This is a genomic window from Citrobacter sp. wls711, from assembly GCF_005281055.1.
Classification (GTDB): domain Bacteria; phylum Pseudomonadota; class Gammaproteobacteria; order Enterobacterales; family Enterobacteriaceae; genus Citrobacter; species Citrobacter gillenii.
Map to the genome: position 1 here is coordinate 66,726 of NZ_SZXC01000052.1, position 11,317 is coordinate 78,042.

Annotated in this window: 11 protein-coding genes and 1 pseudogene; 2 read left to right on the forward strand and 10 right to left on the reverse strand. The window is 52.3% G+C overall.

Annotated elements, in window-relative coordinates:
* Positions 1-28: 28 nt before the first annotated feature.
* From roxA to rluE, 9 genes are all read right to left on the reverse strand, one after another.
* Positions 29-1,150: a [50S ribosomal protein L16]-arginine 3-hydroxylase gene (gene roxA, locus FDW98_RS16305; protein ID WP_096757404.1), complete on the reverse strand. Its 1,122-nt coding sequence runs from the start codon at positions 1,148-1,150 to the stop codon at positions 29-31.
* Positions 1,151-1,238: 88 nt separating this feature from the next.
* Positions 1,239-2,702, reverse strand: a complete 1,464-nt coding sequence (phoQ, locus tag FDW98_RS16310) for a two-component system sensor histidine kinase PhoQ (protein ID WP_096757403.1) — start codon at positions 2,700-2,702, stop codon at positions 1,239-1,241.
* Complete coding sequence (phoP, locus tag FDW98_RS16315) at positions 2,702-3,373, reverse strand: two-component system response regulator PhoP (RefSeq protein ID WP_096757402.1); 672 nt, start codon at positions 3,371-3,373, stop codon at positions 2,702-2,704. Before phoP ends, phoQ begins: the two co-directional genes overlap by 1 nt.
* A 174-nt stretch (positions 3,374-3,547) precedes the next feature.
* Positions 3,548-4,918 (reverse strand): adenylosuccinate lyase, encoded by a 1,371-nt coding sequence (purB, locus tag FDW98_RS16320; RefSeq protein WP_096757401.1) that lies wholly within the window; start codon positions 4,916-4,918, stop codon positions 3,548-3,550.
* Between the two features lie 3 nt (positions 4,919-4,921).
* Positions 4,922-5,563, reverse strand: a complete 642-nt coding sequence (hflD, locus tag FDW98_RS16325) for a high frequency lysogenization protein HflD (RefSeq protein WP_096759423.1) — start codon at positions 5,561-5,563, stop codon at positions 4,922-4,924.
* A 35-nt stretch (positions 5,564-5,598) separates the two neighbouring features.
* Positions 5,599-6,705: a tRNA 2-thiouridine(34) synthase MnmA gene (mnmA, locus tag FDW98_RS16330; protein ID WP_096757400.1), complete on the reverse strand. Its 1,107-nt coding sequence runs from the start codon at positions 6,703-6,705 to the stop codon at positions 5,599-5,601.
* A 53-nt stretch (positions 6,706-6,758) separates the two neighbouring features.
* On the reverse strand, positions 6,759-7,220 hold the full coding sequence (locus FDW98_RS16335) for an NUDIX hydrolase (RefSeq protein ID WP_096757399.1): 462 nt from the start codon (positions 7,218-7,220) through the stop codon (positions 6,759-6,761).
* Positions 7,221-7,230: 10 nt separating this feature from the next.
* Positions 7,231-8,160, reverse strand: coding sequence for a hypothetical protein (locus FDW98_RS16340; RefSeq protein ID WP_096757398.1), 930 nt, complete (start codon positions 8,158-8,160; stop codon positions 7,231-7,233).
* A 43-nt stretch (positions 8,161-8,203) separates the two neighbouring features.
* Positions 8,204-8,827, reverse strand: a complete 624-nt coding sequence (gene rluE / locus FDW98_RS16345) for a 23S rRNA pseudouridine(2457) synthase RluE (protein WP_096757397.1) — start codon at positions 8,825-8,827, stop codon at positions 8,204-8,206.
* Positions 8,828-9,029: 202 nt separating this feature from the next.
* On the opposite strand from rluE, the gene icd reads away from it, so the two are divergent.
* Positions 9,030-10,280, forward strand: a complete 1,251-nt coding sequence (icd, locus tag FDW98_RS16350; protein WP_096757396.1) for an NADP-dependent isocitrate dehydrogenase — start codon at positions 9,030-9,032, stop codon at positions 10,278-10,280.
* Positions 10,281-10,397: 117 nt separating this feature from the next.
* A pseudogene (locus FDW98_RS16355) lies at positions 10,398-10,628 on the forward strand (integrase core domain-containing protein); the annotation flags it as partial.
* Positions 10,629-10,874: 246 nt separating this feature from the next.
* On the opposite strand, the gene FDW98_RS16365 reads toward FDW98_RS16355, so the two are convergent.
* Positions 10,875-11,317: tyrosine-type recombinase/integrase (locus FDW98_RS16365; protein WP_170975220.1), on the reverse strand; the 443-nt coding region annotated here is incomplete at its 5' end.

Genomic DNA, 11,317 nt, shown 5'->3' on the forward strand with positions numbered 1-11,317 from the left:
AGCGCCATCCGGCGCAGTCACTACTAATTTACCCTTCGAAGAACCAGTATCCGCTGTTAACCAGCGCGGCCAGCATGGCGAGGAAAGACGGATCTTCCAGCGCATCTTCAAAGTTCTCGGCTGTCAGCACAATATGGCTGGCCAGCGCCTCGAGGGCAGGGCGATGCGGTGAGTTAATTTTTTCACCGTTGACGTAAACCTCGTCGCCGACACGGATAACGCGTAATCCGCCCAGACGTACCAGCACATCCCCTTGTTTCAGTGCGTCGTAGATTTCGTCGGGCTGATAAGGTGGCTCCGGCGGGGCGACATCCAGCTCATGACGCGACTGGGAAATAAACTCACCAAACCACTGTTTGAAATGTTCAGGTTGATTAATCAGCCCCAGCATCATTTCACGCAGTTTATCCATTTCTTGTGGCAAAACATCCGCCGGATGGTCACGGGGCGGCAGGTCCGGGTCGCTGTAATAGGTGCTGCCCAGCTCACGTTGCAGAACGTAATCGGCGAATCCGCTGATTAACTCCCGGGCGTTCGGGGCGCGGAAACCGACAGAATAGTTCATCGCGTTTTCCAGCGCGTAGCCTTCGTGCGGGAATCCTGGCGGGATATACAGAATATCACCCGGCTCCAGCTCCTCATCAATGATGGCCTCGAACGGATCAACCTGCAGCAGATCCGGGTGTGGGCAGTGTTGTTTTAGCTGGAGTTTTTCGCCTACGCGCCAGCGACGACGACCGGTGCCTTGAATGATAAACACATCGTACTGATCCAGGTGCGGACCAACGCCGCCGCCGGGCACGGAAAAGGAGATCATCAGATCATCAATACGCCAGTCCGGTAATTCGCGAAACGGACGCATCAGCGCGGCGGTCGGTTCGTGCCAGTGGTTGACGGCCTGGACCAGCAGCGACCAGTTGTTCTCGCCGAGATGGTCATAGCTTTCGAATGGACCGTGGCTCACCTGCCATTTACCGTCCTGATGGCTGACCAGTCGGCTGTCGACTTCACTTTCCATCGCCAGTCCGGCCAGTTCATCAGGGGACAGCGGATCGATAAAGTTTGTAAAACCACGCTTTAAGACCACCGGGCGCTTTTGCCAGTGGCGTTCGAGAAAGTCGGGCCAGTTGAGGTTTAATTGGTATTCCATAATGCGCATCCGCAGACTGTTGGTTGCTCCGATTATAACGGATGCTTAACCGGATAAGTGATCCCGGTACATAAATATTACAAACAACTTACTCGTCTTTATGCCCCGGATGCTGACGGCCAAAAATGACCTCCATGCGCGCGCCGCCTAACAGGCTGTCGCCTGCGATAATTTGCCCGTCATACTGCTCGGTAATTTCGCGAGCTACCGCCAGCCCCACGCCTTGCCCGGGGCGTAAGGTATCCACACGCTGGCCGCGATCAAAAACCACTTCGCGCTTGGCTTGTGGAATGCCTGGACCGTCATCTTCCACCAGAATATGTAGGCGATCGTCGGACAGGTGAGCGGAGATCTCGACGAACTCCAGACAGTATTTACAGGCGTTATCCAGCACGTTACCCATGACCTCGACAAAATCATTCTGCTCGCCGACAAAACTGATTTCGGGTGAGATATCGAGACTAATAGTGACGCCTTTACGCTGATACACCTTATTGAGGGCGGAGGTTAGCTTATCCAGCAAAGGGGCAACCGGGTGCAGTTCGCGGCTGAGCAGGGCGTTACCACCGCGCATGCTGGCGCGATGCAAGTAGTAGCCAATTTGCTGGGAAATGCGGCTAATTTGTTCCAGCATCACGGGCTCGGCATCCGTTACGCTCATCTTTTCATTGCGCATCGAGCGTAGCGTGCTTTGCAATACCGCCAGCGGTGTTTTCAGGCTATGGGTGAGATCGGTTAAGGTCGTGCGGTATTTATCGTAACGCTCACGCTCACTTTTCAGCAGTCGGTTGAGGTTACGTACCAGGCTAGTTAGTTCCCGCGTGGTGGCGGGATTGAGCATCTCACGGTGATGCTCCTCAAGTTCTCGGACCTCACGCGCCAGTGACTCGATAGGCCGTAAACTCCACCAGGCGGCGACCCATAGCAGCGGGATCACGAGCAGCAAGTTGGCGACCAATACATAGATAAACCAGCTCCAGACCATATACGAGCGCTTGAGCTCAATGGGGATAGTGTCGACAACGACAATGGTAAGCTGAGGCATGCGGGCGGTCTCAGGGTAGACGTTTACCGCCACCGAGTGGGTCATTTCGGCATCGTTATCATCTTCTCTGACTTCTTTAAGCTGCTGTTGCGCGGAGTGATCTTCGCGCAGTAACGTGCTGGTGGCATCGACATCGGCTTCTATTTCATGAAAACCATTCGTTTTTAACCAGTCCGGCTGAATACTGTGCGTCAGCCAGGGAACATCGCGTTGTGCCCACAGCAATTTGCCATTTTCATCGTAGATCAGCGACATGGTGGGGCTTTGCATATCGAGATGTTCAGGCAGTTCGACCTGGAGCTTGCCGTCTTCCCATTTCGCGAGGGTGTAAAACAAGTTACTTTCACCGCGCAGAAGACGAAATGTGGTCTTATCAAAGCTTACGCTGTAACCCACCAGCGCGACCATGCCATAGGCCAGTGAAAGCACAAGGACAACGCCAGCGGTCGCCAGCAAAAAGCGTACACGCAGCGATAACGGGAGAAAATGACGCAATAATTTGTTCATTAGCGCAGTTCGAAGAGGTAGCCCTGTCCACGTACGGTGGTGATCACGTCATCCGGATATTGCGCCTGAATTTTTTTGCGCAGACGTCCCATCAGTACATCGATGGTGTGGCTTTCACGCAGTTCTGCATCCGGATAAAGTTGTAGCATCAGTGAGTCTTTGCTGACCACTTTGCCGTTATTGCGGATCAGCGTTTCCATGATGGTGTATTCAAACGCGGTGAGTTTGATAACCTCATCATTCACTGATAATTCGCGGCGGGAAAGGTCAACCTGAAAAGGCGGCAGCGAGATAATTTGCGAGGCCAGGCCGCTATTGCGGCGCATCAGTGCCTGCATGCGGGCGACCACCTCTTCAATATGGAAAGGTTTTGTCACGTAGTCATCAGCCCCAGCGCTGAGCACTTCCACTTTATCCTGCCAGCCTTCGCGGGCGGTCAACACCAGAATGGGGAGCGAAACGTCATTGCTGCGCCAGCGGCGGATCAGTGACAAGCCATCTTCATCGGGCAGACCTAAGTCGACGATCGCAATATCTGGCAGATGTTCGTTAAGGTAATAATCTGCTTCCTTTGCATCCTCAGCATCATCAACCTGGTGGCCTGCATCCTGTAACTGAACCTTCAGGTGGTGACGTAATAAGGCATTATCCTCAACAACCAGTACGCGCATCTTCGTTTCTCCCTAAATTGACGGTATGAATAGTTTAACGCTGATTATGTGGCTGTGGGGATAAACATTTAATAAACCGAGGGGAATGTCGGAAGGTGGCATGAACGCCACATCTGGCCTACGCGGGATAAATGTAGGCCAGATAAGCGTGAGCGCCATCTGGCGAAGGATTGATTACTTCAACTCATCAACCATGGTGATGGCGCGACCAATATAGTTGGCTGGCGTCATCGCTTTCAGGCGCGTTTTCTCGTCTTCTGGCAGGGCCAGTCCGTCGATAAACTGCTTCATGCCTTCGGCGTCAACGCGCTTGCCGCGGGTCAGCTCTTTCAGCTTCTCGTACGGTTTTTCAATGCCGTAACGACGCATAACGGTCTGAATCGGCTCGGCCAGCACTTCCCAGTTATGGTCCAGTTCATCCAGCAGATGATCGCGGTTTACTTCCAGTTTGCTCACACCCTTCAGTGTGGACTGATACGCGATCAACGCGTAGCCAATTCCCACGCCCAGGTTACGCAGAACGGTAGAATCCGTCAGGTCACGCTGCCAGCGGGAAACCGGTAGTTTGCTTGCCAGGTGCTGCAGTACCGCATTAGACAGGCCCAGGTTGCCTTCGGAGTTTTCGAAGTCGATAGGGTTAACCTTGTGCGGCATGGTGGAAGAACCAATTTCACCGGCAATGGTTTTCTGTTTGAAGTGGTTCAGCGCCACATAGCCCCAGACGTCGCGGTCAAAATCGATCAGGATGGTGTTAAAACGCGCGACGCAATCGAACAGCTCAGCAATGTAGTCGTGCGGCTCAATCTGCGTGGTGTACGGGTTCCACTGAATACCCAGCGAAGTGACGAATTCTTCACTGAACTGATGCCAGTCAACTTCCGGATAAGCGGCGATGTGGGCGTTATAGTTACCGACGGCACCGTTGATTTTACCGAGAATTTCTACCTGGTTTAGCTGGCGATACTGGCGCTCCATACGGTATGCCACGTTAGCCATTTCTTTGCCCAACGTAGAGGGTGTTGCCGGCTGGCCGTGCGTACGGGAGAGCAGGGGAATGTCACGATACTGCACGGACAGGTCTTTTACCGCATCGATAAGCTTGCGCCAGTAAGGCAGGATCACTTCATCGCGGGCGGTTTTCAGCATCAGCGCATGAGACAGGTTGTTGATATCTTCTGAGGTACAGGCGAAGTGGATAAACTCGGAAACAGCGTGCAGTTCCGGGATATCAGCGACTTTCTCTTTCAGGAAATACTCAACGGCCTTCACATCGTGGTTGGTCGTGCGTTCAATGGTTTTGATGCGCGCGGCATCTTCTTCATTGAAGTTAGCGACGATCGTATCAAGGAAACCGATTGCGTCGGCAGCAAAAGCAGGAACTTCCTTGATCGCTGCGTGCGCGGCCAGTTTTTGCAGCCAGCGTACTTCAACCTGTACACGGAATTTCAGCAAACCGTATTCGCTGAAAATCCCGCGCAGCGCGCTGACTTTATCGCCGTAGCGTCCATCGACAGGGGAAACGGCGGTCAGTGAGGATAATTCCATAGATCACAACTCCGGGGTTAAATGAGCAAGAATTTGTTTTGCCTGAGTGGTCAGGCGATTACGAGAAAACATGAGTTGCAGACGACCGCCACCGACCTGGTGCCAGAGTACGGCAGCACGAATACCAGCCAGAAGCGACGTGCGGACTTTGGCCTGAACCTGCGGGCTCTGGAGGATAGCTGGGGATCCCGTGACCTGAATACGTGGGCCGAGCGGGCTGATGACGTCAACATAAATGCCCGCCATTGCGCTCATTAACGTTTCTGACTGCAAATCGAAATGGTCTAGCTGGCGCTGCAGGCCATTAATACGGTCCCCCAGCGTGTCCATTGCGCCCTTGGCGGCCGACAGCTTGCGCTCCAGCACCATCAGGCTCAGGGTATAGCGGGTGAGTTCCGCGTTCAGTCCCTGACGACTGCTGGCGTTCAGTACACCGAGCAGCGTTTCAAGGCCCAGACGCAGATTGGCTTCACTGCCACCAAACACGCCCAGCGTAGAATTGGGATTCATATCAATAACACTGTTGAGTGAAACGTGTAGTGCATCGGCATCACAGTGCCCCTGGTGTGCCAGTTGTTGCACCAGGCGAGCCGACTGGCAAATGCCTGCCAGAGCGAGGGTGATGTCATAATAATTCTTTGCCACGTTCACTGCTTCCTTGTATTAGATATGTAGATAAATTATACCGGCAGAGGCAGGCGCTGCTCGATAATTCCGCCACCGAGGCACACTTCGCCGCGGTAAAAGACGGCCGACTGACCTGGCGTCACCGCCGCAACCGGCTCGTCAAAAATCACTTCAATACGTTCGTCATCCAGCGACTTAACGGTGCACGGAATATCGGTCTGACGATAGCGGGTCTTCACCGTACAGCGCATTGTGCCGGAGAAGGGTTCGCGATCGACCCAGTGCAGCTGTTGAGCGATTAGGCCAACAGACATCAGACGCGGGTGATCGTGACCCTGAGCGACAACCAGAATGTTGTTCTCAACGTCCTTATCGACCACATACCATGGATCCTCGGTCCCTTCTTTGGTTCCGCCGATACCCAGACCTTTACGTTGGCCCAGAGTGTGATACATCAGCCCCTGGTGCTGGCCGATTTCTTCGCCATCCACGGTGATGATTTTTCCTGGCTGAGCCGGAAGGTAACGGCCAAGGAACTCGCGGAATTTACGTTCACCAATAAAGCAGATGCCGGTGGAGTCTTTTTTCTTCGCGGTAATCAGGCCCAGATCTTCGGCGATTTTGCGCACCTGCGGTTTTTCCAGTTCACCGACCGGGAACAAGCTTTGGGCGATCTGCTCGTGACCGAGCGTATAGAGGAAATAGCTTTGGTCTTTATTGCCGTCGAGTCCACGCAGCAGGCGGCTTTTGCCGTCGACGTCCGCGCGGCGCACGTAGTGACCGGTGGCGATGAAATCGGCACCTAAATCTTCAGCGGCAAATTCGAGGAAGGCTTTAAACTTAATTTCTTTGTTGCACAGAATATCCGGGTTTGGCGTACGACCCGCTTTGTACTCTTCAAGGAACAACTCAAAGACGTTGTCCCAGTATTCTGCGGCAAAGTTAACGGTATGCAGTTCAATGCCGAGTTTGTCGCAGACTGCCTGCGCATCTGCAAGATCGGCAGCAGCGGTACAGTATTCCTCACCGTCGTCCTCTTCCCAGTTCTTCATGAACAGGCCTTCAACCTGATAACCCTGTTGTTGCAACAGCCAGGCAGAAACGGAGGAATCGACACCGCCGGACATGCCGACGATCACTTTTTTTGGGCTTTCAGACATAGGAATACTCACGACATTGAACTTAAAGGCGGCATATTCTATCACGCAGCCCTTTACTTGACACCCTCTGTAAACGGCCAGTTAAATTCTCCGATCATTGCCAGCGGATACCGTTGCCCGCTCTGATAACAGCGAAGGCTCTCAGCAACCAGCGGCGAACGCAGGTTCGGTGCAGATAAAATCGCTTCAGCGCTGACCCAACGACAGCAATCTATATCGTTGTCATGCGGCTCAGTAGCGCACATATTGGCAAGCTCAATAGAAAACAGAAAACGCAAGAACGGGGTTCTGTCCGGGGCTATCCATTGATGCATGCGAATAAAATGCTGCGGTTGCGCGGTGATGCCGGTTTCTTCCCACAGTTCGCGTGCAGCGGCTTGTACCAAGGTTTCGTCCGCTTCCAGATGCCCGGCAGGCTGGTTCCATAACGCTTTGCCGTTGATGGTTTCCTCAACGACTAAAAACTTATCCTCGGCATGCACAATGCAGGCGACGGTGACGTGCGGTTTGAACATGGTTCACCTCTTATTCTTCTTTAAAGCCTTCAGACACATCTGGCCAGCTGATCTCACCCGTGGCTTTATCGATACTGATATAGGCCACCGGAGGGGAGGTTTGTGGATCGGCGGCACCCCGGCAAAATTCGGTTTGGTGGTCTTCGCGCACGATGATTTCAATCGCGTTTTTCGCATTCCAGCTCTCATAAAAAACACATTGATAGTCATAACGCAAACTGAGAGTGGCGACCCGCGTGGCTGTATCTGTAGAGAGTGGATTGATGTCGTCGCGATAGCGGTCACCGCTGTTTAAAGGTTGCAGCTGTGATTTTTTCAACCAGCCGCGCACGCTATGACGATCGGCAGTGTAATAGACCACCTCAATAAAATCGTCTTTGGACTCTTCCTGAGCAGAAACCACGTCGCCGGGAACCAGGAACACGGAACCGTTACGACACTGTGCATTTGGCATTGAATAGAATCCAGCGCGCGAGCTGCCGATGACCTGATAATGGTTGCTGGCGGCGGGGGGCATTTTTTCGCGTTGTGACATCGCTTTATTGGCCCATGTCTGGCAGGCAGGGCTAACAGGAAGCGGGTTAGCTAACGGCGTGAGTCCGTCAGCGGTAACCCAACCGGTAGCGAAAGTGCCGTTTGCGCCCCGGTAGCGGACGTAACGAAAAGGTTCGTCTTTGGACAGCATGCCTGTGCTTTCATAACGCTGCGAACTTCTGAGTACCTCTACAGTGTCGCTATTGACCAAAAACGCCGGGAGCTGGCATCCGCTGGCCGGTGCAGAGTAGAAATGCAGACGAGAGTCAGCGCTGACGTTAGCAGTGGCGTAAAGATAATTTGCCTCTCCCGCCGCGATCCCGGCGAGCGTTTCACAGTCCTGTTTTGCATAACAAAATGGTGAAACTCCGCACAACATGAGCGCTGCAACGATCCGTTTATCCATATGCCGTGTTCTTCCCTGTTAATAGTTGCGTTAAAAATGGATGCTACGGCTGCAGCTCACGCCATTCGCCGTTGGCGAGGTTATCCAGCGTGTAATCACCCATGGCATAGCGAATTAACCGCAGCGTGGGGAAACCCACGTGCGCCGTCATGCGTCTCACCTGACGGTTACGCCCCTCATACAACGTGATTTTCAACCAGCGGGTGGGAATGCTTTTGCGCTCGCGAATCGGTGGATTTCGCGGCCACAGCCAGTCAGGTTCGGCAACAACCTCAACGCCTGCCGGCAACGTTGGGCCATCATTGAGCGTCACGCCATTGCGCAGGGCATCCAGCGCCTCTGGCGTCGGCTCTCCTTCGACCTGCACGTAATAAATTTTTCCGGTGCGCTTACCCGGCTGCGTCAATCGGGCCTGTAATGCACCGTCATTGGTCAGTACCAACAGGCCTTCGCTATCCCTGTCCAGGCGCCCCGCAGCATAGACGCCCTGTACGGGAATAAAATCTTTTAACGTGCTGCGACCCGCTTCGTCAGTAAATTGTGGCAAAACATCGTAGGGTTTATTGAACAAAACCACGCGTTTTGGCTGGTTTTCTTTACGCTGTTTAGTGACTTGTCGTGAGCTGAATCGCTCAACCCGGTGATTTCTAAAAGAAGTTTTTTGCATGGTATTTTCAGATTATATCAATTGCCGCATTATAGCCGAAGAACGAGTGTCTTTCATGGCGGCGAACAATAGGGTAGTATTGACACGCTCATTACAAATCATTAACAAAAAGTTGCTCTAACGCATCCGTGTAGCAGGACGCAAATGCACATGCAGCGTGATGACAGACGAGCAGAACCAGAAGCGCTCGAAGGAGAGGTGAATGGAAAGCAAAGTAGTTGTTCCGGCGGAAGGTAAGAAGATCACCCTGCAAAACGGCAAACTCAACGTTCCTGAAAATCCGATTATCCCGTTCATTGAAGGCGACGGTATCGGCGTTGATGTAACCCCACCGATGATCAAAGTTGTCGATGCTGCTGTCGAGAAAGCCTATAAAGGCGAGCGTAAAATCTCCTGGATGGAAATCTACACCGGCGAGAAATCCACTCAGGTCTACGGCCAGGACGTCTGGCTGCCTGCTGAAACACTTGATCTGATTCGCGACTACCGTGTTGCTATTAAAGGCCCACTGACTACCCCAGTTGGCGGCGGTATTCGCTCACTGAACGTTGCACTGCGTCAGGAACTTGACCTGTACGTGTGCCTGCGTCCGGTTCGTTACTACCAGGGCACCCCAAGCCCGGTTAAACATCCTGAACTGACCGACATGGTCATCTTCCGTGAAAACTCTGAAGACATCTACGCCGGTATCGAGTGGAAAGCCGACTCTGCTGATGCAGAGAAAGTGATTAAATTCCTGCGCGAAGAGATGGGCGTGAAGAAAATTCGCTTCCCGGAACATTGCGGTATCGGTATCAAACCGTGTTCCGAAGACGGGACAAAACGTCTGGTGCGTGCGGCGATTGAATACGCCATCGCCAACGATCGTGATTCTGTTACCCTGGTACATAAAGGTAACATCATGAAGTTCACCGAAGGCGCGTTCAAAGACTGGGGTTACCAGTTAGCGCGTGAAGAGTTTGGTGGTGAACTGATCGACGGCGGCCCGTGGGTGAAAATCAAGAACCCGAAAACCGGGAAAGAGATCGTTGTTAAGGACGTTATCGCCGATGCGTTCCTGCAGCAGATCCTGCTGCGTCCGGCAGAGTATGATGTTATCGCCTGTATGAACCTGAACGGTGACTACATCTCTGATGCCCTGGCAGCGCAGGTTGGCGGTATTGGTATCGCGCCGGGTGCAAACATCGGTGACGAATGTGCACTGTTCGAAGCCACCCACGGTACTGCACCGAAGTATGCGGGTCAGGATAAAGTGAACCCAGGTTCCATCATCCTGTCTGCTGAAATGATGCTGCGCCACATGGGTTGGGTCGAAGCGGCTGACCTGATTGTTAAAGGTATGGAAGGCGCGATCAACGCGAAAACCGTCACTTACGATTTCGAACGTCTGATGGACGGCGCTAAGCTGCTGAAATGTTCAGAGTTTGGCGACGCAATCATCGAAAACATGTAATGCGGTAATTGTTAAATTTATTAACGGGAGCGTAACGCTCCCGTTGTTTTTTGTTAGGCTGCTAACGGTTATCAAAATTTTATCAAAACAAGTTATCAAAACCCCCTGGTAGTTTGGGGAAACTGCTGGGACAACAGCCCAATGGAGCGCTTCTTCAGGAGTCTGAAGAACGAATGGGTACCGGTGACGGGCTATGTAAGCTTCAGCGATGCAGCTCACGCAATAACGGACTATATCGTTGGATATTACAGCGTACTAAGACCGCACGAATATAATGGTGGGTTACCACCAAACGAATCGGAAAACCGATACTGGAAAAACTTTAACGCGGTGGCCAGTTTTTGTTGACCACTTCAGATATCTGTCGAACATTCTGGCGATATCATGTAGAGAATCACCTTGCTTATATCTGTCCCAGATAATTGCCTTCTGCTCTGGCGTGTAGTTAATCCGAGTTCTTCGTTTCATGGCAACGTCCCCCTTGATTAAGGATAGCGTTGCATCGATCCATTGAACTCACAGCTCAAAGCGGACTGTTTAGTTCCTTTACATGAGAGTTAAGAAAATCAAGATGGCGTTGAAACGCTTAAATTTTCACAACGCTACTTTGCTCCAACCTTTCCCTCGGTCATCATGGTAACGATCGGTTTGCTGTTGGGTTTTATGACCAAGTAATTTTTGCGTATCTAGCCCCTGTTCTTTGTACAGGCGTTCAGATAAAGACCTTTGTTCATGGAATGTGGCAGGTGAACCTTCCCCCCAGTCAATTCCTGCTAAATCTCTTGCTTTACTAAAATTCATCGTCAATGTATTCGATTTAACTTGTGCGCCACGTTCTGCCTGTGAAGTTGAACGGAAAAAATGCACTAAGTATGGGCTGACTGCATAGTCACGACAGCAAGCTACTACATCGCGTAAACTCCAGTTAATCGCATTGAGGCGAAGAGAAAGGGGGATAGCGATTTTGCTCCCGGTCTTTTCCTGAATGACATGAAGGTAATCCCCCCGAGTTTCTATAAGTGGCGTTCGCGTTTTGG